The sequence below is a fragment of the Bacillus methanolicus genome, assembly GCF_028888695.1.
Classification (GTDB): Bacteria; Bacillota; Bacilli; order Bacillales; family Cytobacillaceae; genus Bacillus_Z; species Bacillus_Z methanolicus_B.
The window spans coordinates 260,671-286,153 of the sequence record NZ_PNFF01000002.1 but is presented as its reverse complement, the minus strand read 5'-3'; the positions used below and the strand labels follow the sequence as shown (position 1 = coordinate 286,153).

Annotated in this window: 14 protein-coding genes, 2 pseudogenes and 1 riboswitch; of the genes and pseudogenes, 11 read left to right on the top strand and 5 right to left on the bottom strand. The window is 37.1% G+C overall.

Annotation, left to right across the window (positions count from 1 at the left end; translation table 11 throughout):
* The first annotated feature begins 129 nt into the window (after positions 1-129).
* The 3 genes from C0966_RS13030 to C0966_RS13020 all read left to right on the top strand — a co-directional run bounded on the left by C0966_RS13030 (position 130) and on the right by C0966_RS13020 (position 1,966).
* Positions 130-1,035, top strand: coding sequence for a tyrosine-type recombinase/integrase (locus C0966_RS13030; RefSeq protein WP_274856156.1), 906 nt, complete (start codon positions 130-132; stop codon positions 1,033-1,035).
* 168 nt (positions 1,036-1,203) lie between these two features.
* Entirely contained in the window at positions 1,204-1,593 is a 390-nt protein-coding gene (locus C0966_RS13025; protein ID WP_015865138.1) for a hypothetical protein, read from the top strand.
* Position 1,594: 1 nt separating this feature from the next.
* The gene (locus C0966_RS13020) at positions 1,595-1,966 is read left to right on the top strand and encodes a type II toxin-antitoxin system RelE family toxin (RefSeq protein WP_013399920.1); all 372 of its coding nucleotides are present in this window, start codon (positions 1,595-1,597) and stop codon (positions 1,964-1,966) included.
* A gap of 251 nt (positions 1,967-2,217) precedes the next feature.
* Here C0966_RS13020 and C0966_RS13015 read toward each other — a convergent pair whose 3' ends face one another.
* Complete coding sequence (locus tag C0966_RS13015) at positions 2,218-3,417, bottom strand: DUF2726 domain-containing protein (protein ID WP_013399921.1); 1,200 nt, start codon at positions 3,415-3,417, stop codon at positions 2,218-2,220.
* Positions 3,418-3,534: 117 nt separating this feature from the next.
* Between C0966_RS13015 and C0966_RS13010 the strand changes: the two are divergent.
* Positions 3,535-4,377, top strand: a pseudogene (locus C0966_RS13010) (IS256 family transposase); the annotation flags it as partial.
* A gap of 551 nt (positions 4,378-4,928) precedes the next feature.
* On the opposite strand, the gene C0966_RS13005 reads toward C0966_RS13010, so the two are convergent.
* The 3 genes and pseudogenes from C0966_RS13005 to istA form a co-directional block, all read right to left on the bottom strand.
* The gene (locus tag C0966_RS13005; RefSeq protein WP_015865136.1) at positions 4,929-5,897 is read right to left on the bottom strand and encodes a hypothetical protein; all 969 of its coding nucleotides are present in this window, start codon (positions 5,895-5,897) and stop codon (positions 4,929-4,931) included.
* Positions 5,898-6,359: 462 nt separating this feature from the next.
* On the bottom strand, positions 6,360-7,118 hold the full coding sequence (gene istB, locus C0966_RS13000) for an IS21-like element helper ATPase IstB (protein ID WP_274856151.1): 759 nt from the start codon (positions 7,116-7,118) through the stop codon (positions 6,360-6,362).
* A pseudogene (gene istA, locus C0966_RS12995) lies at positions 7,118-8,400 on the bottom strand (IS21 family transposase). Before istA ends, istB begins: the two are co-directional and overlap by 1 nt.
* 64 nt (positions 8,401-8,464) lie before the next feature.
* On the opposite strand from istA, the gene C0966_RS12990 reads away from it, so the two are divergent.
* A complete protein-coding gene (locus tag C0966_RS12990; protein WP_274856833.1) occupies positions 8,465-9,304 on the top strand; it encodes a reverse transcriptase domain-containing protein in 840 nt (279 codons plus the stop codon).
* Positions 9,305-9,677: 373 nt separating this feature from the next.
* Here C0966_RS12990 and C0966_RS12985 read toward each other — a convergent pair whose 3' ends face one another.
* Positions 9,678-11,681: a hypothetical protein gene (locus tag C0966_RS12985; RefSeq protein ID WP_274856150.1), complete on the bottom strand. Its 2,004-nt coding sequence runs from the start codon at positions 11,679-11,681 to the stop codon at positions 9,678-9,680.
* 413 nt (positions 11,682-12,094) lie between these two features.
* Between C0966_RS12985 and C0966_RS12980 the strand changes: the two genes are divergently transcribed.
* From C0966_RS12980 to C0966_RS12955, 6 genes are all read left to right on the top strand, one after another.
* Positions 12,095-15,847 (top strand): 5'-nucleotidase C-terminal domain-containing protein, encoded by a 3,753-nt coding sequence (locus C0966_RS12980; RefSeq protein ID WP_274856149.1) that lies wholly within the window; start codon positions 12,095-12,097, stop codon positions 15,845-15,847.
* Between the two features lie 73 nt (positions 15,848-15,920).
* Positions 15,921-19,496 (top strand): chitobiase/beta-hexosaminidase C-terminal domain-containing protein, encoded by a 3,576-nt coding sequence (locus tag C0966_RS12975; RefSeq protein ID WP_274856148.1) that lies wholly within the window; start codon positions 15,921-15,923, stop codon positions 19,494-19,496.
* Between the two features lie 246 nt (positions 19,497-19,742).
* Positions 19,743-20,093 (top strand): hypothetical protein, encoded by a 351-nt coding sequence (locus tag C0966_RS12970; protein WP_274856147.1) that lies wholly within the window; start codon positions 19,743-19,745, stop codon positions 20,091-20,093.
* A gap of 183 nt (positions 20,094-20,276) precedes the next feature.
* The gene (locus tag C0966_RS12965; RefSeq protein ID WP_274856146.1) at positions 20,277-21,281 is read left to right on the top strand and encodes a type II TA system antitoxin MqsA family protein; all 1,005 of its coding nucleotides are present in this window, start codon (positions 20,277-20,279) and stop codon (positions 21,279-21,281) included.
* A gap of 1,039 nt (positions 21,282-22,320) precedes the next feature.
* Positions 22,321-22,407: riboswitch (cyclic di-GMP riboswitch) on the top strand.
* Between the two features lie 576 nt (positions 22,408-22,983).
* Positions 22,984-23,559: a DNA-binding protein gene (locus C0966_RS12960; RefSeq protein ID WP_274856144.1), complete on the top strand. Its 576-nt coding sequence runs from the start codon at positions 22,984-22,986 to the stop codon at positions 23,557-23,559.
* A gap of 543 nt (positions 23,560-24,102) precedes the next feature.
* Positions 24,103-25,143 (top strand): serine hydrolase, encoded by a 1,041-nt coding sequence (locus C0966_RS12955; protein ID WP_274856142.1) that lies wholly within the window; start codon positions 24,103-24,105, stop codon positions 25,141-25,143.
* Positions 25,144-25,483: the final 340 nt, after the last annotated feature.

Sequence of the window (25,483 nt, the reverse complement as noted above, 5' to 3'; positions counted from 1 at the left end):
ACATAATAATTGGTCGTAGAAATACTATTCTAGGAACAACAAGTTTAAAATGGTTTTATTTTTGTTCGCATAATTATCAAGAACGACGGATTAGATTGTTCGCATAATTTTTTTAAAGGAGAGCTTGTTATGCAGAACTATGTCACTCCGTTTGTCCGCTATTTATATGAAGAAGCGAAAGACCCAAAAACCATTGCGTCGTACCGGACAACAGTCGTTCATTTTTTAACATGGAAAGAGCAGCGGGATGGAGAATATATAATAGAAGAAACACGTCCAATCGATATTAAGGAATATATAAGCTATTTAAAACATCAATGCAAACGGAAACCGGCGACCATTAATAAATACATCGCTGCATTGAAAGTCTTCTTTGCCTTTTTGCTTTCCAGCGGGATCATTAAGGACAACCCGATGACACGCATCAAAGTCGAAAAACTGGATTATGCTAATGGGACAAATCAAACAAAATGGCTGACAAAAGAAGAACAAGACCGCTTCATTAGTTATGTACAATTGGAGCCAAATGAATTCAAACGGCTGCGAAATTTAGCCATTATCGATTTAATGCTTTATTCAGGACTGCGGGTAAATGAGGTTTCTTCATTAGAAATAAACGACATTATAACAAAAGATAAAGATGTTCAAGTGATCATTCGGGAAGGCAAAGGGAATAAGTTTGCCACTGTAATACTGGTTCAAAAACACGCCAAAAATTTACGTAAATGGCTGAAGTATCGAAAAAACCTAGAAAAGGACATACATAAAGAATCCACACGATTATTTGTATCCGAGCGTTCACCGTTTTTATCCGAGCGGGGAATTCAAAAGATGCTGACAAAATACGCCCGTCTCGCCAACATGGAGAATATCACTCCGCACCGTTTCCGTCATAGCTTCTGTAAGAACTTAGCCAATGCTGAAACACCGATTGAAATCATAAGAAGATTGGCCCGGCATGAGAGTATACAGACAACAGCTATATATTTGGAATCATCACAAGAAGAGCAGATTGAGGCATTAAGGAAGGTGTAATGTTTTTGAAATCTGTACTTTAGGTAATAACAAAAATATGTTAGGAATGCGAAGAATTAATGTATTAACAAATGGAATATAGGCCATAAATAAATGTGTTGTTTTTTGTGTAAAATTATGTGTATAATATAGATAATAATGCATATACTAAAGAAAGGAGGATGGAAAGTGGGTGTTCATACATTGACAAAAGAACAATATCCTATTGCCAATACAAACACATTGAATTTTTTGAAAACTAATGTTTTAAGTGTTACGGATATTTCTAGAACAAAAAAATTATCAGAAATACTTGATCGTTTTTCAAATGGAGTCTCAGATGAAGTATTTGTTATTCAAAATGCAAAAAAGAAAGATGCACTGGCTGTAGTCGTCGATATAGATTATTTTGAGCAACTGCTTCAAATAAAAGAAGTTGTAGAAGAAGCACTTGATCAAATTGTTATGGAAGAGGCATATGCACGTAAGAATAAACCTGTAAATCAAACTTTATCAGATATTTTTGATGAAGCAGATATTAATGTAAACGAATTAATGAAATTATTAGAGGAAGATTGATGTGAAAACACTTGAAGATTTGCAGGAGCTTATTTTAGAAAAATATAATGTTGAACTGAGGTTTGTTGAGGATGTAAAGCAAGATATTAAAGCGATTAATAAAGGACATAGACAAACCGTTTTATTAGAAATTTTAAGAAGGGCAAAGCAAGGTCCCCTATTTAAGCCGGATGGAGTTGCTGAATCGTTACATGGGGACTTGCATGGTTTTGCAAAGATTAAGTCAAAGTCACTAAATATTAGAATTATTTATCGCCCGGTTGAAGGACAGCCGATAAGAATGGAAATAATTGCAATAGGCCCTCGTGATAAGAAAAAGGCATATCGAATGGCTGCTGAACGTTTACAAAAATTCTTCATGGAAATGGATTAGATACAGACTTTAAGATTCAAGTTTTCTATGAAATGTTAATCAAAATATTTTGGGGAAATGTATCTTATACATGGTTAAATGTTAAAAGCCGGTCAATTAAGACTGGCTTTTAATCATTAATCATTCTATTCCTATGTGAGTCATAAATGAATTCTTTACTTTCTTTCCATGAACCCAAAATATTTGTAAATGCATCGAAAGTGGGAATTACAGGTAGTACCACGAATAATTAAAGGAACAGTTATTTTCTTTTAGATAACGTTTGTTTTATTGATATCGATGTATATATTAATTTTTTTCAATTCTTCTTGTAAGACCGATTCAATATTATTTAAGTCCTTATACTTTATCCGAATGAGGGGGATTCCTTTCTCTTTTGCGAAGTCATTTTTAATTTGGTCATTTTTTTGTCTTTCCTTAAACCCTTCTTCTCCCCCAAACAAATTAGATGGTTTGTCATGCTGTTCTCCATCAAACTCAATGAAGGCGATGATTTTATCCAGCCTCCAATTGTTATACAGTACAAAATCAAAAGGGAGTGGCTTAATATTTCTGCAATTTTCATCCCTATATTGTGTATCGAATGGAAGTTGATTTGCAAATAATAAGTTATAGATGGCTTTATATCCTTTTGAGTTATGGATATCAGTACATAGGCCGCAGCGTTTTCCGCGTAAGAAATTATCCGGAGTTACACGGTACACTGTTTTACATTTTTTGTGGTATAACGGAATGGGTGTTTTGGCATCGACATATTCACCAAGTACGATATATTCATCTCCAACTAATTCATATACTTGTTCTTTAAAACGTTGCGTATCTTTTTTTTCCTTTTTACTGCAATATTGGCAATATGAGTTTCCATCTAAAAAGTGGCGAGGTCGTGGATATAAATAATTGTTGCAGACTTTATGTAAAATCTTAATATTTTCATGGCGGCCCTTATATTCCCCGATTACTTCAAATTCATCTCCATACATTTTATAAACTTCCTGCTTAAAGGCTTCTGTATCACGTTTCCATTTTCCTGAACATTTTGGACATCTGTTTCCCTTTTTTCCATCACCATTTCTCGAACCAAGAAATGCATCAGGAGTAGTAGTAAATTCTTCGTTACAAACTGTATGATACATTTTTATAGGGTCTTTACTTCTTGTATATTCGCTCCTTACTTGATATTCATTACCAACAAGTTTCTTTACCTCATTAACAAACCAATCGTGGTTCTTTCTTCTCTTTTTCCCATTCTCTTTATTTTTACATATTCTACATCCAAGTTTTAAAGTGATCAAGTTTTTTGGGGTTTTATCAAGAATTCTTCCGCATTGTTTATGCCGAACCTTTATTGGCTGATCATACCCCTTATATTCCTCAAGTGGTTCAAACTCATTCCCCCAAACCTGAAAAAGTTCTTCAAGAAATTGATGATTAGTTTTTTTACCTTTTTTCATCTACTTCACCTACTTCCACGGTAAGTTTGTCATCTTTATCAGATGATTTACTTTTATTATTGACTCGTAGAGTGAAGTTATACGTATAGGCATTAAAATTTTTATAAAATTGCTCTAATTGGCAAGTTTATTGAACGAATTTTAGGCAATGCCTATTCTCCTGCAACGATCAGCCGTATGACCGATGTTGTGAAGGAAGACATCGAGAAATGGCATAATCGCCCTCTGCTCAAGCGTTATTCGGTCTTATATTTGGACGGCTTGTATGTGAAACTTCGCCGCGATACCGTGGAGAAAGAAGTCATTTATGTGGTGTTAGGAGTGAATGAAGAAGGATATCGCGAAATTCTTGATTTCTTTGTGGGAGGACAGGAAAGCGCCTATGGATGGCAGGAATTTCTGCAACACCTTTACCAAAGAGGCGTCAAGGAAATGCTTCTGGGCGTATTTGATGGACTACCGGGGCTGGAGGAAGCCTTTCGGGCGTTTTATCCGAAAGCTGATGTGCAACGCTGTATAGTTCACAAAGTACGTAATACCTTACATCGTGTTCGAAAAAAAGATCAATTCGAAGCAGCAGAAGATTTCAAGCTGATTTATCGCGCACCAAATAAGGAATGGGCGTTACAAATGTTTCAACAGTTTCAGTCGAAATGGTCCGGCAAATATCCAAAAGAAGTTCAGTCTTGGGCCAATGAGTTGGATGTCCTCCTCACCTTTATGAAATATCCAAGCAGTATTCGAAGTGTGATTTACACGATGAATGCGATCGAACGAACCATCAAGGAGATTTGGAAACGTCTAAAGCCGATGAACAGTTTGAGGAGTTTAGAGGCTGCGAAAAAAGTCGTGTATTTGACCATCCAGAACTTTAATGAGAAATGGGCAGGGTGAAAGTTGCGAGGATTTACCGAAGCGCAGGAAGCCCTCCAACGAATGTTTGAAGAACGTTACAATTAACCAAATAATGTAAATATATATGATAAAGGGATTCTCCCTTTCTACAAAGGGTACTTAATATTCAGTCTTATGTGTGGAGGAAACGAGTCCCCTATCTATTCCAAATCCATTTCAGAGATACCCTATCTTGCATTACACAAAATTCTTGACAGTACCGTTGGCAATTGAGTCCATATAATTGTGTAAAAAGAGAAATGGAAAAAGAGCCATGTTGCTTCCCTTTCGGTAGAATAAACAGTGGACGTCCGGAAGGCGACCGTCAGGGAGCTTTCTAGACTTGCGTACCATACGTCCACTCATCAGGTTCAAGTGTCTATAAGGGGAATTTACACAATAATTTGGACTTGACTTTCTTCTAACGCCATTACCTTTTTGGCGACTTTTTCGAGTTTTTTATGATAACGTCTATCAAAACATGAAGATAATCCCATATACTCTCACTCCTGTTGTCGTTTTAAAGATTGCATGTTTGGTTAAAGTCTTAAATATGGTACTTTGAAAATCTTAATATGATAAGAGGTTTTTATAAAAAAAGAGATAGCCGGCATTGGTTATCTCTGAACATCATTATTTAACAATTGTTTTCCTTGCCATATCATTTTCCAATAATTCTCGATTCGTTTAATTGTGTCATCGGCACGCTCTGCAACAAAATCTCTTGCCAATTGGTAATCTATATCCTTTGGTGAGATCCCTTTCGTGACAAACGAAAGCAGTTGTTCTTTCGCTTTAACTAGCACCGCGGACAAATCTTCTTCATTTTGAATGCTCTTAAACATTTCTTGATAATTTTGGATGATCGATTCGATTTCTTCATCTGTATAAACAGTTTTTCCAAGTTTATTCGTCATGGACAGCTCGCGGCTTTGTTGGTATGTCAGCGGAGCATTCAATGGTCTGATTTTGGCTCGTGCTGCTATAAATATTTCCTCTACAGATTTATAATTCATTGCTTTTTTCGTATTGTGACGAACATAATCTTGGATCAGTTGATCGAATCCGGTTTTTACATCACCGCTTAAAAACGTATCGCTGAAGTGTTGAAGTGCAGCTGTTGAAGAAGCCAATTCAAGATGGGCTTCATAAGAGTTCGGCTGTTGTTTCTTAATTCCAAAAAGGTTAATCCCTGTATATTTCGCTAAACTATCCATTCCATCCGTTATGTGTTGTAAGATGGATTCTATTTTCTTCAATTCTTCGTCGTTTAGAGAATCAAAGTATTTGGATTCATGTAAATATTGACTAAACACTAGCCATTGATCCTGTGGCCGATACGAAAAAATATCGGAAGGGTCTGCGTTTTGTACATTAATATCTTTTTGAAAAAACTCTTCTACCGTCATGGCCATCATGTCTTGAACCTGTTTGATTTCATCCGAAATGGTGAGTTTATAGGCTTGTCCATTTCTGATGACTTCCACTTGCTTTCCGGCTAATGGATTTTTGATTTCATGTATGGATGGCATTTTGGCACTATTTCGAGCAGCTATTGCTCCTATATACCCGAGATCAATTTTCATGGTTATTCCCTCCTAATGTCCTTTATGTTCGACGCGGTTGCTTGAGTGGACGTACTGGGCAAAAAAGTGTTGCGAACGGTAAATCGAATTGCTTTCGACGACGAATGTCAGGTCATCCGGGATGGGCAGTAGCTTTTGCGGGACATTAACGATGGCCCGGATCGTCGACAGGGTATTCCGTTTGGACGAGACGCGGTAGGACAATACGACTTTTTTCACCATATTAAATATCGGATATCAAAACGAATTGTTAAGTGAAATAAAGAATAATTCGAAAATTACGCTTTACTAAGGAAGAAACTGGTTTGCAAACGATGTTGCTTTTTCCTATTAAAATATTAAGACTCCGATGTTAAATTATTTGAAATACCAATTAAGTCAATAAGATTTTGTACAGAACTCCAATGTATATAAATGTCAACACAAATATGTACACTTTTGCTTGTTTAAGGATGTACAAAATCACTCGTTTTCTTTCGCCAAATGATCCTTTAAACGATAAGAATCTCCAATGATAGTGACAACGGTTGCGTGATGTAAAATGCGGTCTAAAATCGCATTGGCCAGCTTGGGTTCTTGAAAGATTTCATCCCATGCTTTAAAATTCACATTCGTTGTAAGAATCGTACTACGCTTCTCATAACGCATATCGATGAGTTGGAAGAAAAGCTTTGCGTCCTCGGCATCAATCGGTAAATAACCGATCTCATCAATAATTAATAGTTTATATTTTGTATAGTGTTTTAATCTGCTCTCTAACCGATTTTCTAAACGTGCTTTCTTCAGATTTTGAATTAAATCATGGCACTTAATGAAATAAGTGCTTGTACGTTTCTTCGCTGCCTCAATCCCAATGGAAGTGGCTAAATGTGTTTTTCCTACGCCACTTGGCCCTAGAAAAACTATGTTTTCATTTGCCTCGATAAATCGAAGCGTTAAAAAATCTAAAATTTGTTTTTGATTTATTGACGGTTGAAAACTAAAATCAAAATCTTTTATTTCTTTCAAATGCGGAAAAGCCGCAACCTTCACCATCGATTGAATCATATTTTGTTCACGTACATCAATTTCGTAATTCGTCAGTTTCACTAGCGTATCTACCAGTGACAATTGATGGTTAACGTTGAAGTCTAAGACTTCATTTAAATGCAAGGACATTTGCTTGAGCTTTAAATAATCTAAGTTTTGTATGAGTTGTTGATAGTTTGTTGTAGGATTCATTATTTATACACTTCTCCAATCGTTGCTAAATTCCGTTTTGCTAGATCATCAATATCCGGATAATTTGGCATGGAAACGCCCAAGGCTTCTTGATAATGTGCTTCCTGATAATTTAATTTCTTGTTACTTATAGGGTGTTGCGCAATCAGTTCCGTGTTATAATAAATCCATAATTGATTATCATACACTTGTAATCCTACTTTCTTTCCTTGGTATTGTGCTGGTACCGAGTATTGGTTTGATTTGTAGGAAATCATGTTGGATGCATTGACTTTTACAAGTGTATGTTTGATCCGATAGGAATCTCTTACTTTCTCGGCTGGTAACTGGAGTAGGTGATTCCTTTCTTTTTTGAATTCTATCGCAGGAATTTTTCCAGTTCCTTTGTGGACCTCATGGTTCACCCGATGAGATAAGTCTTGCACAAATTGATGTAATTCTTCCAAGGTCAACTGACCTTGATAAGCATGAATTTCATCTAATATTTTCATTGTGGTTTCGACTTTTCCTTTTGTCCGTGGACGTCCAGCAATGCATGGCTTCACCTCAAAACCAAAATCCTTAGCGAATTGCGCAAACTTGGCATTCACTCTTCCTGGAGAATGTTCTGTTCTTGCCTCATCCATAACGGTTTTCATATTATCCGTGATTATTTCAGCCGGCACCCCTCCAAAAGCTTCGAATGTTTCTGTTAAGAAGGAAAACAGGACACTTTGTGATTTAGAAATACTCATTAGGAAGGTTCTGAAACGTGAATGAGATAGAATCAGTATTGCAACATTGATTTCAACGTTCTGACCATCCTTTGTTTCAAAAGGAATACTCTCTTTCCAATGCAATTGTGCTTGTTTTCCTATAGGCGTTTCAAAACGTACTGTGCCTTTAGGAGAAGGAATCCGTTTATCCTCTTCAAAGTAAGCATTCAATTCGGCGTTTTTGCAATATACGCTCGAAACGTCGATGCTGCACAATCCAGTCCATGATTATCCTTTAAATACTGCCATAGCACACGTCGATAATAAAACTTCTGCTTAGCATCTTCCGAAAGTAGTGCCGCAATGATTTCATAGTATTCATCAATTTTGGAATGCTTCTTTCGTGTACGTTTAGGAATAAATCCATTTAAATATTTATCAATGGTTCTACGATCTACACCTAGATCTCTAGCTAATTGACTTTTATTAATTTTCATCTTCAAATGCTCCATTAGTTGTTTTAATTTTGGTAAGTCTTCAAGACTCTTAATCTCAAAATCAGATTCGACATTAATCGATATGTACATACTAACCACCTCATGATTAGTATGAAATCTAAAGTCAATTTTGTACATTATTATTCAAGCATTTGTGTACATATTTAAATTATCATTTCTACAACATGATAAACTCATGTCCTTAGTCGCTAAAACAATCACAGACAAACCAACTTTGAAACTCATTAGAAGATATTTACAAGCTGGGATTATGGAAAATGGCCTGGTAAAGCCGAACATAGAAGGAACCCCGCAAGGAGGGCCGTTAAGTCCGCTTTTGAGCAATATCATGTTGAATGAGTTAGATAAGGAATTAGAACGAAGAGGACTTCGGTTTGTCAGATACGCAGACGACTGCAATATCTTCGTCAAAAGCATGAAAGCGGGAGAAAGGGTGAAAACAGGAATTTCTAAGTTTATTGAGAAAAAGCTCAAACTGAAGGTCAATCAGGAGAAAAGCGCAGTGGGAAAGCCGAGTGCACGGATATTCTTAGGAGTAAGTTTCTATCGGAAACAGAATGAGATAAGGGTATTCGTGCCACAGCAAAGAAAGGAAAGGTTTGAAACAAAGTTAAAGAAATTAATCAATCGGAACTGGGGCGTCAGTATGGAAGAACGAATCCAGAAGACAAACCAATTGGTACAAGGCTGGGGGAATTACTTTAAAATTGCAGATATCAAGACATACGCAATTAAAACTGATTCACACATCCGTCGTAGTCTGAGGGCATGCCGATGGAAAGAGTGGAAAAAGGTCAAAACGAAATACCGAAACCTGTTAAAACTCGGTATTTCTGAGGAGGAAGCATGGAAAAACGCTAACACCCGGAAAGGAAATTGGCGAATTTCCAACAACCCTATCATTAATCTTGCCTTAAATAATCGATATTGGCAAGAGCAAGGTTTGAAATCCCTCGCAACTGTGATTTCATAAACTTTCGAACCGCCGTATACGGAACCGTACGTACGGTGGTGTGAGAGGTCGGGGGTTAGCCACCCCCTCCTACTCGATTATTGTTTGGGATGAGTAACCTTCTGAAGAGGTCGATTCAGATTTAGATAAAAACCCCACAGAGATTTCTCTCCTCAGAGCTTTTTGACATATTTCGGTTGGTGACAGCTGCCGGAGAGTATTTATCCTAGTGTTTTGGTTTTACCGATGGAAAAAAATACTTTCCAAAATAAACTGAACATAATATTAAAGGGGATGTCCCCAAAAGCTAAGTGTCAGACCCCACAACCACCATATAACGTTAAGTGAGGGCAATATATATGGTGGATTGCACGTGAGGTCAGACACTTGCAGGTCAGCCCCTTTTTAACATCCATAAATATCCTTTTACTTTGTAGTATAAGTTGCCAAAATTGTCCTGTGCGATGTCCTCTACACCATTCCGTAAAAATTCTAAACGGTTTGTTTTAGGATTGACACGAAATAGCTTTTGTTCCGCTACGCCGTAAATCCAACCGTCTTTTCCTGTTAAGAGAACACCGTTGCGAATGTGGCCGCTTGTTTTTGGCACTATTTTAATAACAGCGGTTGTCTTTTTCTTCGGGTCGTAGGCAAATAAATTACCATCAGCAAGTCCCCATACTCTTCCGTCAGATCCCGTTGTAAGGGCATGAATCAGGCGCGGATGTGTTAATGGCAGTTTAATTTTTTCAATCGAGCCTGTTGGCTTATTGGCTGACAAACGGAAGAGAATTGCATCAGCTTTTCCTTCTAGATTTTTGCCGCTAAAAATGGAAGTGCCGCCGTATACATACCCGTTATTGTAAGTTAATGCCGTGATGCTCTGTTCAGGGATGAGATTGCGGCGTGTGATTTTTTGTTTTGTTTGGACATTGTACATGGTAAGAGCCCCGCCGACTTCCCCATTTTTTGGATGTGAACCAATAAATAGGGTATGATTAACAGCGAGCATAGCGAGCGGCCGGTCTTGACCGTAGCCAATCGAGAACAGTGCTACTGCCTTTGTCGGCATGTTAGGATTCCATTCAAAAATCTTCGCACCCGGGTAAACGCCGAGATACAGCTTTCCATTTAGTGGAATCATACTTTCCGCTTGACCGATATTTCTCACGACCATGGTTTGTCGAGAAACAGGGTTAAAGATGCCAAGTTGACCGGAAACGAAGCCGCTCGAGTATATCCATCCATTCGGACCGGATTCAATATTGTAAATCGTAACTGCTTGCGGAGGCAGGGGAAGCTTATCAATCTTTTTTTCTCCTGTTTTCGGATGATAGAAAAGATATGTACCTGAATTGCCGAGAAGGCCGACTAAAGCATAGCTGCCATCATTAAGTTTAACAAAATCAAGAGATACAGCTTCCGTTCCTTTCAGCGTTCCTGGAATAGCTTCGCTTTTTTTAGTATTTAAATCAAAGCGATACAATTGATATTGGTGCGTGTAGTACACCGCGCTTTCATCAGGTGATTTTGGCGATACGCCACGCGAACTTGCCGGCAATTCCCCTAAAAATTTATATGTTTTTGCATCAAACAATAAGATTTTTTTGCTTGGTTCCAGTTTTGCAAACAGTAAATTATTTGCTGTATCCAAATCGTATACGGAAGTTTCCCCTTTATATTTTTCCGGCAGAATGGGAATTTTTTTATTTGTTTTTAAATTCCAAGCTGCAAGCTCTGCTTTGGCGCCTAATCCAACAAATAATGTTTGCGAAGCGGAAGAATAGGCGAGGCTTCTCGCTAATTTTTTGCCGGGAATGATTTGTCCGTAATTAGTAAACCCTTTTCCTTTTGAATATTTAAAAACATTTCCACCGGACGAACTGCTTCCATATATGTCATTGCCGACAATCTCCAGATCTTGAATGGATGTAGAGGTGGACTTGCTTACTTTTCCGAGATCTTTTAACTGTTTTGTATCCGGATTATAGCTGTATAAATGCTCTGTTGGCGTTCCTCCAATCCATACGATTCCGTTTTTGTCGACAGCTATGGCCCAAGCGCTTGTAGATGAGCCGAGCGGCTTTTCGTCGACAATTTGGTTCGTTTCAAGATCTACGACAACAAGCTTTGCCGGTTCTCCTTGCATCGTAATATACATCTGCGCTTTTCCTCTGCTTGTTGTTCCGGCAGATGCATTCACCGCGATAACATTTTGGATTTGTGGCCCAATTTTGATAGACGAATAGCGCGAATCGCCAACCGCTAATTGAACATTTCCATTGCCCGAGTATGGTGCATAATTCACCGGCTCCGCTGCCTCTGAAAATGAAAACGATGCAGTAAGACTGCTAAAGATCACAAGTACGAATATAATACATATGCGAATAGCTAGCATTTCTCTGATGCCCTCCTTTTGTCTTAGTCTTTCAAAATACTTATTATTACTAGTCATAACAAGCTCTTCAATATTACAAAATTAGACAAAGTGGATAATTTTTACTTCATTATTCTGACCTTTCGTGTTGAGGGGTCTTTTTTCATTGACTTTCAAGTTACTAAATCCGTTAGTCGCCCCTCAGTTTTCCTGACGATCTCCTTATTAAATCTGTTTTTCATTTGGAAACCAAATAAAACAAACAATTTTGCCGCTATAATATTCAGATTATACATATTTAATATAAAATTAACAATTAATTTACAACTAAAATCTTGTATCAATATACAAATTACAGTAGTTTGGTAAGTGGGATAAATTACTGTAATAATGCTAATTTTGGTAATAAAAATTTTAGAAAAGGAGAAAAAGCAATGGGAAAGAAAAAATCGAAAAAATTAGCAATATCTATTGCTACTATAGCTACGGTTGCCACTAATGCAGTTGTCGTTTCCAGTCCGGCTCAAGCTGCAGCAACGAGTAACGCGGAGAAACTTGTTATAAAAGCCGAAAAATTCGCGGGAGCGTTAAAATGGCAAGTTTCATATGATTATCGGAAAAAAGCTTATCCAACAAATACATTAGATTATCCAAATATGAAACTATTTAATGAAACGAAAGCAGCATTGAAAGCTGCCCGAGAAGAAATAAAAAAACTTAAAGGTAAAGAAAAAGAAGTTTATGAGGCTCGACTTTCGCAAAATGTTCAACTATATGTAGATCGTGCTGTCTCCTATATTGACACAGTAACAGCGGGCAAAAAAATCGAAGCAAAAGCTAATATATTAAGTGAATTCATTTCATCAAACATAATAAATGACTCAACTGAAAAAGCGTATCATGACTTAACAAAAGAAATTCGCAGATATTCTCCTGTTTTCTACAAAGTATATGGTGTTTCTACCCGCAGCGCGTTTATTGAAACATATATGAAATCTGCACAACAAGTGAAAGATACGGCTTTATACCCGGTTTCCATAAAAATAGAGACAGACCGTTTGAACGCTGCACTAAAAGAAAATAAGCTTGACCAAGCGATTTACCATAAAAACCGTATTGATAAATTATTGAGTGATGGTGTAAAGCTAGGAGTATTAAAAGAAAATAGTAATCTATTAAAAAGCGTATTAAATTATGTAAATCCGGTTAAGGAAAAGTTTGGAAAACTTTCAGTGATCTTCCATGCGAATTCTACTGAAGCAGATAAGCCAACTACTTTTGGCGGAACGGCAAATGAAGTAAAAAAATATGATCAGTCCGTTATCATCATCGCAGGTAAAAATCAATATATAAAATTGGCGAATGTAGAGATCAATGGAAACATTATTATTAAAGGTAATGAAACAGGTGCAGGAACGGTTTATCTTGAAAACGTGAAAGTGAACAAGCTGAATAACGAAGGCGGTGCCATTGTTGTTGATGACGTTGCTGACCATAGCTTGTATCAGAAAAACGTTACAGCTGAGGAACTGAAAGTAAACGATGCGAACGGTGCAAATATTGTTGCCGAAGCAGGTACAAAGATTAAAACATTGTCTCTTTCAGAAACGGCAGGATCTACAGGAACAGTGATCCTCAATTCTAAAGAAAAAGGCGCGTACGAAGTCGTTTCCGTTGGTATGAAAGGAAGTGAGTCAAGTAAAGGTGTTGAATTGAAAGGCGACTTCTCCAATTCAAAGGTTGAGGTAACAGGAGAAGGGTCTCAAGTTAAAGTGGCAAAAGATGCCGTAGTGAAAGAAATCGAAGTAAAAACAGCGGCGAAATTAGAAGCAGAACAAGGTGCGAAAGTACAAGCCGTTAATCTAGCAGCTGAAAAAGCAGGCCAAAAAATAGAATTAAAAGGTGACTTAAAAGAAGCTACGGTCACTGTAAAAAATGCAAATGCACAAATTGAAGTAGCAAAAGACTCCGTAGTGAAAGAAATAAAGAAAGACTCATCCGTCACAGGTACTATTGAAGTTATAAATTACGGAACAGTGCAAACTTCTACTGGTGTAACGGTGAATAACAAGGACGGAGGGCAAACAGGTTCAATAGGTAGTTCGGATAGTTCCGGCGGAACGATAGTTACACCACCGGACACTACTGCACCAACGGTTTCTTTAGTTTCCGAAAGCCAAGTCACACTTGGGAATGATCTTGTAGTAAAAGTTAATGAATTAGGAACAGTTTATTTAGTGCCAAGTAATGAAGCTCCTTCAACGAAGAGTGCTCTTGAGACTTTAGTTACTAACGGAATTGCTAAGAAGGAAACCGTGTCTTCTATTAATACTGATATTAAAATTAGTACAACTGGACTAACATCTGGAACATATAAGGTATATGCAGTAGATAATGCAGGAAATGTTTCGAATCCGACAGAAATAGTTACTCTAAAAAATCCAATAGATAAGCAACCATTTAAATTAACAGTTATGCACACTAATGATACCCACGCACATCTAGATAATATTGCAAGACGCATCACTGCCATTAAGCAGGTAAGACAAGCTAACCCTAATTCTCTCTTATTAGATGCGGGAGACGTGTTCTCGGGAACATTGTATTTTAGTGAATTTAATGGACTGGCAGATTTAGAGTTTATGAATCTTGCAGGCTATGATGCTATGACATTTGGAAATCATGAGTTTGACAAAGGAACAGCGACACTTGCAAATTTTGTTAAGGAAGCGAAATTCCCATTTGTCAGCGCCAATGTCGACTTTTCTAAGGATGATAACCTAAAAGCCCGTTTCAATAACTCCGTATCTTCCAATCCGGAAAATGGAAAAATTTATAATGGAATCGTAAAAGAAGTGAATGGAGAAAAAATCGGTATCTTCGGCCTGACAACAGCTGAAACGAAAAATATTTCTAGTCCCGGTAAAGATGTTGTCTTTGAAGATTACATTGAAGAAGCGGAAAAAGCAGTTGAAGCGTTCGAAGCTCAAGGGGTTAATAAAATTATCGCGTTAACCCATATAGGGTATAACGACGGCGGCGGAGATAACGACCTTACGTTAGCAAAGGAAGTTGAAGGAATAGACGTAATCGTTGGCGGACATTCTCACGATAAGCTAGCTGAACCGGTTGTTGACGAAACAGGTGAAGAGCCGACTATTATTGTTCAAGCGAATGAATACAGCAAGTACCTCGGTACGCTGGATGTTGAGTTTGATGAGAACGGGGAAGTGATCAGCCACGCAGGAAAGTTAATTGAAATTGATAAAAAAGTAAATAACACTTATGAGTTGCAAGATGATCCTGAAGCTGCTCAAATTTTAGCTGAAAAATACAAACCAACAGTTGTAGAAAAGCAAAATACTGTTGTTGGACAAGCAGCAGTTGATTTAATTGGAGGAAATCCGCCTGCACGTGTTGGGGAAACAAACTTAGGAAATTTGATCACTGACGGCATGCTGGCAAAGGCGAAAACCATCAATCCGGATACAGTCATTGCTCTCCAAAACGGGGGTGGAATTCGTGCTACTGTACCTGCCGGAAACATTACATTAGCAAAAATATTGGAAGTCATGCCTTTTGGAAACTCATTAGGATTAATGAGACTGACAGGTGCTGAAATCAAAGAGGCACTTGAATTCAGTGTAAAAGACGCTCCAAAACCTTTTGGCGGGTTCTTGCAAGTTTCCGGTATGAAATTCACATATGACAGCAGAAAACCGGCAGGCGAAAGAGTGTTAACATTGGAAGTGAACGAAGGAGGCAACTATGTTCCGCTAGATCCAGCTAAAACATACGTAGTTGCTACAAATATCTTTACCGCAAAAGGTGGAGATGGCTACACAATGTTCGCTAAGGCGTACGCAGAAGGACGAGTTAGCAAACCGGGAAATGTTGATTGGGAAATGTTCAGAGACTATATCGCCGCTCAGCCGAATCAAACGGTAAATCCATCAGTCGAAGGACGAATCATTGATGTAGCGACTGCCATAACAACTGTAAACGCAGCCGACTTCAGCGGTACGGCCCAATCTCCTAAAGTTCACAATGGAAGCATCTCTGTTGATGTAACGGGAGTTGCCAAATTAGAGTATGCAACTGTAAAAGGCGACCTTTATTTAAAAGGAAACAGTGAGATCGTTTTAGACCATGTTGAGGTAGAAGGCGAAACATATTTCCTTGACTAAAAAATAAATCAGGGCCCCGGGCAAGACTGCCGGGGCCATGGATTGAAGAAAATATGAACATGGAGAGGATATAATGAAGAAAAGTCATCAAAAGAAACATTTCAACATTGCAATCATTTTTGCAATGGTTTTGAGTCTCTTTGCCCCATTTAACGTAGATGTCTCCAAAGCAGCTGGTGTGATTACAGTTGCTGAAGCAATTGCCAATAATTCTGGAAACGCAACAGTCGAGGGTTATATCGTTGGAGTTGTAAAATCAGGGACTAGTGGCCCAAGCATTACATACACACATACAGGGCCATTTACTGTCGATACAAACCTTGCACTGGCAGATAATCCGAATGAAACGGACAAATCAAAAATAATCCCGGTACAGTTGCCAGATGGCTCTATTCGAACAGCTCTTAACTTAAAGACTAATCCAGCAAATTTAGGGAAAAAGATTCAAATTACCGGAAGCTTGGAAGCTTATTTTAGTGTACCTGGTCTTAAGTCTCCATCATCTTATACATTTGTTGAGGACACCAACCCAACAAAAGTCCAACCGGTTACCGCTTCCCCTGCATCAGGAGCAGTAGCAGCTGGAACAACGGTAACACTTTCAACTGCAACACCTGATGCAAAAATCTATTATACAACTGACGAGACCAATCCAACAGAGGCAAGCACTTTGTATTCTGGTCCAATTACCATTGACAAAGATGTAACGATTAAAGCGATTGCCACAGCAAACGGGCTTGAAAATAGTGATGTTCAAACTTTTACTTATACAATTCTGCAAGAACAATCAATTGCTGATGTAAGAAAGCAAGCGGTCGGCACACAGGTGATTACGACAGGAATCGTGACGGCAGTATTAAAAAATACCGTTTATATCCAGGATGAAACGGCCGGAATCGTCCTATACGGTTCAGGGCTGAATGTTCAACGCGGAGATAAAGTACGTGTAAAAGGAACTTTAGCTGATTTTAATACGTTATTGGAAATCAATGTTCAAGCAAATGATGTACAAGTAATCGGACAAGAACCGGTTCCGCAGCCGCAAGTACTAACGGCAGACCAACTCCAGGAAGACAAAGAAGGGATGCTTGTATCTGTTAACAATGTAACCGTTGAATCTTTTTCCAACGGCAATTATACTGCCAAGGATGGCAACGGAAATACATTTGTTATTCGTCCGGAGGATACGAACCTACTTTCCGTTAATAAAACCTACACATCAATTACTGGCGTTTTAGGTGCGTATAAAAATACTTATCAGTTAATTCCGCGTGATGCAGCTGATATTATAACCGATTCAAGTAAAGTACAAGCCATTACCGCAACTCCTGGTTCAGGACTAGTGAATAAGGGAGACACGGTAACCTTATCAACAGCAACAGAAGGCGCAACAATCTATTACACAACAGACAACACCGAACCAACGACAAACAGCCACGTTTATAATGGACCAATCCCCATTACTGAAAACACAACGATTAAAGCGGTTGCGGTGAAGGATGGATTAACAAACAGTGATATAGCTACTTTCCAATACATCATTCAAGACGAAGAGGTTCGGATCCATGATATTCAAGGTGCCGGTCATACTTCATTATTTGATGGCCAAAATGTAACAGATATTGAAGGAATCGTTACGTATGTAGTTGACGCGAATAACTTTTATATGCAAGACTTGCAGCCGGATCATGATGAAAAGACATCAGAAGGAATTTTAGTTTATAAAAAATCTCATGGCGTAAATGTCGGCGACGTTGTGAAGGTAACAGGTCAAGTGAAAGAATATGTATTAGAGGGATATGCAGAAAAATTACAGACTGATTTACCGGTCACCGAAATAAATGCGTCAACAGGTTCCATTTCAAAGGTTTCAAGCGGACAACCGCTTCCTGCACCGGTTGTGATTGGAAAAGATCGTGCTCTTCCAACTGAAATTATTGATAATGACAGTTTTACTAAATTTGATCCGGAAGAAGACGGAATCGACTTTTTTGAAAGCTTAGAAGGAATGCTTGTACAAGTAGAAAATCCAAAGGTCGTTGCCCCGCAAAAATATGGGGAGGTCATCGTTGTTCCTGAATCAATTCCGACGAACACAATAGCCGGCGGATTAAAAATTTCAGAAACAGATTACAACCCTGAAAGAATTATGATTGATATTAATGATGAAAACTTCGTGGCAAAAACGGGGGATCATTTTAATGGCTCAATCAAAGGTGTTGTCAGTTATGGTTACAGCAACTATAAAGTATTAAGTAAAAAGGCTGAATTACCGCCGCTGATTGAAGGTCCGACCGCTCGAGAAACGACAACGATTACTCCGGACCCGGAGAAACTGACAATTGCTTCTTATAATGTAGAAAATTTTTCAACGAAAACAGATGACGCAAAGGTAACAAAATTAGCAGAAGCAATCGTTAAGAATTTGAACCAGCCTGATATTATCGGCTTATCAGAAATGCAGGATAATGACGGGGAAACAGACAGCGGGAATACCAATGCTGATCAAAGTTTTGCGAAATTAATCAACAAAGTGAAAGAACTTGGCGGACCGGAATACGCTTATACCGATATCGCTCCGGAAAATAATAGGGACGGCGGTGCTCCCGGCGGAAATATTCGCGTCGGATTCCTTTATAAAAAAGATCGGGTATCTCTTACAGCGGCGCCAAAAGGTACTGCCACACAAACAGTCGGTTTCGAAAATGGAAAGCTGACATTAAACCCGGGCCGCATCGACCCGACAAACCCTGCGTTTGATTCCAGCCGTAAGCCGCTAGCAGCCCAGTTTGAATTTAACGGAAAAAGTGTAATTGTAGTAGCAAACCATTTCAACTCAAAAGGCGGGGATCTTCCTTTATTCGGAAAAGTACAGCCTCCGGTATTAACAAGTGAGGCAAAACGCCTTGAAATTGCAAGAATCGTTAACAATTTTGTAAAAGATATTAAATCGAAAGACCCGTATGCAAATGTTGTAGTATTAGGGGACTTTAATGATTTTGAATTCTCAAATCCTTTAAAAACACTCAAAGGAAACGAATTAACGAATATGATCGAGAAAGTTCCTGCAGAAGAGCGCTATTCGTACACGTATCAAGGGAACTCCCAAGTGCTGGATCACATTTTAGTATCCAATAACTTGGCGCAATCAACAATCGTCGATATTGTCCATATCAACTCATCCTTTATGGAAGTGCACGGACGAGCAAGCGACCATGATCCGGTAATCATTCAGACACAATTAGGAACTGTGCAGCCGAAATATGATAAAATTTATAACCTTGTTGGATTCTCAACCAAAAAACTAACGATTCAAGCTTCCAATTCTCTAGTGAATATGGACAGTACTTCAGTAATTCGTGAAGGAATCTGGTTAAAGAACTCAGCAACTGTTAAAGGTGAAGGTTTAAAGAACACGAAAATTATCATCAGCCCAATTTCAAAAGATGCTGTCATCGACTTAAGCGGTGCTGAAATAAAAGAAGTACTAATCGACAATGCCAATGTAAAAGAAATTAGAGGCGCAGAAAACGTTCAATCATGGACGGTAACGAACGGAGTCGACACCTCTAACATCATATTCAAGGATTCAAAGGGAGAAGTGATTACTTCTCCTTTTTCTTCTAAGGAAAACAAAGTGACTGTTTGACCAAGCTAAAGAATGGGCAAAGCGTATTGTATGCTCCCAATTGTCGCCGAATTTCTTAATATTTATTTATACAATATTCATCCTTAGAAAAATGATAAGAATGAAAATAATTTTGTGTAGTTTTTGGTATCAATTGATACCGAAAACGTGTATAATATAAAAAAGGGAACAAATCCTTTTATTGTAGAGAGGAGAATGCTAATGTCAGAAGAAAACAATAAATATAGAGCGAAAGGAATGTAGGGGTTGTCTGAGGCGGAGGCAAGATTATTTTTAATTGAAATCAAGTCCTTGATAAGTCAAGGAAGAAGAGATTTTATCACAAGATGGTACAATCTGCCAAACGGGAAGAGAATCCGTTATACAGAAGCTTTGCTTAGTATTGGACTCACATCTATTCAACAGGCTTGGGATGAAATCCTAAAACTTAAACCCCGTGACTATTTTAAAGGTCCAAATCCAGATAGGGATCGGCCTAATGACGGTAGTCAAGTATGGGAGTTTAAGAAAGAAGTTAATGGAATTCAGACATACATAAAATTAAAAATAGATCATCGAGGCTGTGTTTGTATGTCCTTTCATGAAGATTGGTCATAAGGATCTTTGCATTTGCAGTTGTTTATAATTGTAAATGCAAAAGATTTCTTTTTAATATAATTATAAAAATATTATTGAGTTTACTTTAAATTGACTAAAATAAAAATAAAAAAATTAAATTAAAAATATTCAAATAATGACATGTCTAAGTAAATAAAAGGTGAAGATATGGAGGAAAAAATAATGATGAAATGGTGTGACCATTGTAGAGGTGATGTAGAAGCAAATATTGTTGAAAGAAATGCCACTTATGAATTTAAAGGTGAGACTTTTGAAATTATTGAAACAGTTGCTGTTTGTCCATCTTGTAAAGAGGAGCTCACTGATGAGTTACTTGACAACCAAATAATGCAGCAATTAACTGATTTGTATATGAAAAGGAAAGGGTTATCATTTGAAGATATTAAAGATGTAAGAAATCAATATGGTTTTTCTATGGAGATATTTGCAAAGATCTTAAATTGGAGTAAAGCTACTGTTGTACGGTATGAATCAGGAAAATTCATTCCGGATTCCTCTCATATGGCTATTTTAAAATTGTTAAAGGATCGACCGGAAGAAATTGAAGAATTTTATAAGTTAAATAAGCATAAGTTTACTGAAAAAGAACAAATAAAAATTGAAAATCAATTAAAGAGGATAGATACCAATTATATCGAAAAAGGTTTATTTGATATCCTAAGACTAAACTATCATATACATGACAATACAATTGAATCTGGATATTCTCAGTTTTCTTTAGAAAAATTAATTCAAATGATCCTTTTCTTTTCACAAGGAGGAATACAAAAAACAAAGCTAATGAAATTGCTTTTTTATTCAGATTTTCTAAACTATAAAAGAGATCTCTTGTCCTTAAGTGGACTGCCGTATTTAAAATATCCACATGGACCAGTTCCTAAAGATTATGAATTAATATTGAGTACTCTGGAAAAAGCAGGCTATATTGAAATTCAAGAAGAGTATAAAGATGATTATACTTACATTACAATAAAAGCTCTAAAAAATTTTCAAGAAGATTTTTTTGATGATCAGGAAATAAAGGTACTACACTTTGTCAGAGATTATTTTAAAAATTTTGGATCTGTTTCGATTAGCAAGTTTTCCCACGAAGAAGAGGGCTGGAAACAAACCGAGCTTAAAAATATTATTCCATATCAATACGCAGAGACTTTACAATTAGATTAATAAAAAAGAGGATGTGAGGCTGACTTAAAAGGTTAATGAAGACCGACTTTTATAGGTCAGCTTTTCTTTTTAATCATCTTTCAGAGATTTATTTGTAAGAAGAAGCATTTTTCATAATTTTGTCAACTTCATTTGATTATTAATTCATATTCGTAAACACCCCCACTTTTTCCGGAGGACAAGTTCGTTTCCCTTTTAGGCTAATAGGATGCTTTAGCTTTTCTTCAGCTTGTGAGTTCCCGTGGTTAATAAATGCTAACTGCTATTGATTACCGAAAAAAGACTATAAATGAAAAGATATTTTCTTCTTGTTCGGAAGAAGTTTACTCCCGTTTAGCGGGTATTTATTCTCGTTCGGAAAGAGTTACTCCCGTTCAGCAGGTATTTTCTCTCGTTCACCGAGAGATTATTTTGAATTGGAGGAACGGGCGATGTTTTGCTTTTGTTGCCCCATCTACTTTTTCACTTGTTGTATACAAAGTAAAAAGACAAATGGACATGGATGTTAGCTAGGGGAGGATTCTCAATCCCTTATTCAAAATTTTCATTAATTCCTTTTTCAAGAATTTTTTTCAGGGATCGAAGAAAAGAGAAAAAATGTCGGTTTTTTATTAATCAAACGTTTGATTAAATACAAATTTAAACAAAAAAACACAAATTTTTTGTTCACTTATAGGTCCAAATATGTAAAAAAGTAAAATATTGTAACCGCCTGATAACTTTGAACACATTTTGCTAATTAGTAGTGAACACTTTACTGGAAGTTAGTGCTGGCATTTTGTCACTTTACTTGGAGCCTCTGCGGGCAAGATTATTAGCCAGGAAGCCTGATATATCAATGAATCTGGCTCAGCCGACAAAGGCTATCATGCCCGCCTCTCCAAATAAAGTGCACGTCTCTACTGGAAAAAAGTGTTCAATCTTATTCAGCATTTTTAGGTAAGAAAGTGTTCATTTCTACTTGGCGGTTACAAATATATGTTAAAAAAGGTAGAATAATGTTGAAATGATAATCATATAGTTTTAGTATAAAAGTAACCAATGATAAGGGCAAACTTATCGAAAGATAGGGACGCAAAGCCACGAGTCTAAGGCACTTTGGTGCTATGATAGTCGGGTTGCCAAAAAGATCGGATTCTTTTTCAATAAGTTAAAGGTTTCTTCCTTTAACCATTTTGTCCGCCAATCTTTTTGGCGGACTTTTTTCATATACACCTAGAATAGGAAAGTAGAAAAAAGTATTAAAAGACTCAGAAACGGAAAGGATGAGATCCCGATGACTGTTCTATTTGGTTCGGTAGAGTTTTTTGAAAGAGAAATGCTGGATTATGCAAAAAAGAGCAGTTTGTGGAAGATTCTATAATGACTAAATACTTAAGTTGAAGCATGAATTACTCTATGATTTTATTTGTGATGAAAAATTAAGAATCCAATGTTTGCAAAACCTTTCCTTAGCATATCAAAAGCTTCTAGATCAAAATTATGAATATCAAGTTGTGTGATTTATATCTATTATGCACCAAGAAAATCCTTTCTTTTTTATTCTTTCTGCAACCAAAAGTAATAAATGAAATTCTCCAACATCGATTTCCCATCATCTCGTATAAGTTTGCTTTAAACAGTTCCTTATCAGAAACGGCAATGAAGTTGCTAGAGCTTGTCAGGAAATTTAAAATCTAGAAAGGAGATTTACAAAACTACTATGCTTTCAAAAAAAGAACTGTGTTACATAGAAGACAATTTGGGTAGACAATCTTTAAAATCGATCGCAAAAAAACTGGGAAGACAGCCTAAGTCTCTAGAAATTACCTTAATAAGAAAAAGAGGAACATCCAACACAAAAGTCAGTACAGGGATGATTACAGCAGGAGAATTGGCGAAAACATTGCAAATTGACCGAAATACGGTTGTCGGCTGGATAAAACGGCACGGATTGCCTTTTAGTCAAAGAGTGACAAGATATAAAAAGAAATTTACATTTATTGATATTGAAGAGTTTTGGAAGTGGGCCTATGAGAATAAGGAAAGAATCGATTTTTCAAAATTGGCCTCTAACTCATTGCCTCCGGAGCCGGACTGGGTAAAGGAAGAGCGAAAACGAAAAAAGAATGTGCGAAATTACAGAAGCTGGACAACCCGGGAAGAAAAACAATTAATAGAATTAGCTGCAAGCGGAAAATCTATTCAAGAAATTGCTAGTATCCTAAATAGATCAACGCTTTCAGTAGAGAAAAAATATTATCGATTAAAGCGTATTAATGGGATTAAAGAAGACTGAATAGATAACAATCGTAATTATTTGCATACTTTATCTTATTATCATTTAAGAATAGAAAAAGCTAAAATGGCATGCGCTCTTTGGCGTTTGCCATTTTCTTTATGAGAAAAATGCTGGATTTTTCTAATTTTTTGCTAGCCTCCGGTTCAATGGTTCCCGCTGCACTATGTAACTCAACAAGCAGTCAATTCTGGTCTTAATGCTTTTTGTATTTCACAATAGCGTGGATGAATTTTTAAAATTATTTGATGAGTGGACAAACTACTATAATGCAAAAACGAAGCAAATTCTTTCTGCTAAGTTATGAGTCTTCGTTTGAATAAATGAGCCTTCATTTCGAGATATGAGCCCTCTTTAGAATAAATGAGCCTTCATTTGAAAATATGAGCTTTCATTTCAAAAAATGAGCCGTCGTTTGGATATATGAGCTTTCATTTCAAAAAATGAGCCCTCGTTTGAGTGGCAGTACTATCTTTTTAATTTTGCAGCTTATCTATAAAAAATATATTTACAAATATATGAAAAACAAGGGCTGCAAATAAAGTGGAGGCGAAAGTATTATGGGGGAAAATCGAACTAAAGCCAGGAGTGATTGGAAAAATTACCATTTTACAAGATACGAACCTCTACCAGATTAAAGATGATAAGTTATACAAAGTACGTAAGGTGAAGAAAGGACAAGAATTTAGAGTCTATTTTGATAGATACCGGCAAGGGGTTGGCAGATTATACGGCCTCGGTACGGGGATTTATGTGCCACAATCCAGTGCTGTCAAATATGAAACGGTTCCCCAAACAATGATGGAGCAATTAAAACGTGAACAACGGAAGACTAGCATTTCGCCTGAACAATATATTAAAAACACAGGTTATAATATTTCTTATTATTATGAAAATTTAATAACAGGGGATAAATTTGCTTATGGAGGAACAAAAGTTTATCGTGTAGCCAGCACCATAAAGTTGCCGTTGGCTTTATATGTTTATAAACTTGCTGCTGAAAATAAAATTAATTTAGAGGAAAAACTAACGTATAAACGGCACCATTATTATGGCGGCAGCGGAGTGATCCAAAAAGCAAAAGTAGGCACAAAATACACAATTCGCGACTTAGTAAAGAAGTCAATGGTCCATAGTGATAATATCGCATTTATTATGTTGAAAGAAAAGGTAGGAGCAAATAATTTCGTGCATTATATGAGAGGTTTAGGCGGGAAAGTGACATATCCAAATGGGAAAAATATGACCACTGCCGAAGATTTAGTTAAATATGCAAAAGCTGCTTATCAATTTGAAAAACAATCTCCTGAGTTAGGCAGGGAACTTGTATATTATCTAAAGCATACGGATTACCAAAAAACGATTCCTGCAGGAGTCCCTAAATTGGAAGTAGCCCATAAAGTAGGTTATATTCCGATGGAGCTTATTTACAATGATGTCGGTATTGTTTATGATGTTCAACCTTACGTATTGGCTATCATGACCACGGGAATTCCATATAATAAGGAAGAAAAAATAATAGCGGAACTTACAAAAATTATTCATCAAAATCATGTATCGCGTTATCAATTAAACGTGAAATAAGTCGGTTGGTAATAAGAGGATTTTTTAATATTTTTACGAAAGAAGTCTCCCACTTCTAAACGTGAATAGTACCAGTGAAAGTGGGAGATGGCCTGGTGGTAGTTCACGCGGATATGAAAGTATTTATAAGCAACACATCTATGGTTTGTAGAATACAATTTTTTAAAGAGGAGAGATTAGATGTTTAGTAAGATAAAGCTTTGCACAATTGCGCTCACACTAAGCTTTATTTTCCTATTCTCAGCGGTGAACGAAACAGAAGCGAAGGTAATTTGGGGGAAAATCGAACTAAAGTCAGGAATGATCGGAAAAATTACTATTTTACAAGATACGAACCTCT

What these genes read in the sequence shown, in the direction of transcription:
- C0966_RS13030 (WP_274856156.1), top strand. Translation starts at nt 130, where the DNA reads ATGCAGAACTATGTCACTCCGTTTGTCCGCTATTTATATGAAGAAGCG.
- C0966_RS13015 (WP_013399921.1), bottom strand. Translation starts at nt 3,417, where the DNA reads ATGAAAAAAGGTAAAAAAACTAATCATCAATTTCTTGAAGAACTTTTT.
- C0966_RS13005 (WP_015865136.1), bottom strand. Translation starts at nt 5,897, where the DNA reads ATGAAAATTGATCTCGGGTATATAGGAGCAATAGCTGCTCGAAATAGT.
- istB (WP_274856151.1), bottom strand. Translation starts at nt 7,118, where the DNA reads ATGAATCCTACAACAAACTATCAACAACTCATACAAAACTTAGATTAT.
- C0966_RS12985 (WP_274856150.1), bottom strand. Translation starts at nt 11,681, where the DNA reads ATGCTAGCTATTCGCATATGTATTATATTCGTACTTGTGATCTTTAGC.
- C0966_RS12980 (WP_274856149.1), top strand. Translation starts at nt 12,095, where the DNA reads ATGGGAAAGAAAAAATCGAAAAAATTAGCAATATCTATTGCTACTATA.
- C0966_RS12975 (WP_274856148.1), top strand. Translation starts at nt 15,921, where the DNA reads ATGAAGAAAAGTCATCAAAAGAAACATTTCAACATTGCAATCATTTTT.
- C0966_RS12965 (WP_274856146.1), top strand. Translation starts at nt 20,277, where the DNA reads ATGATGAAATGGTGTGACCATTGTAGAGGTGATGTAGAAGCAAATATT.
- C0966_RS12960 (WP_274856144.1), top strand. Translation starts at nt 22,984, where the DNA reads ATGCTTTCAAAAAAAGAACTGTGTTACATAGAAGACAATTTGGGTAGA.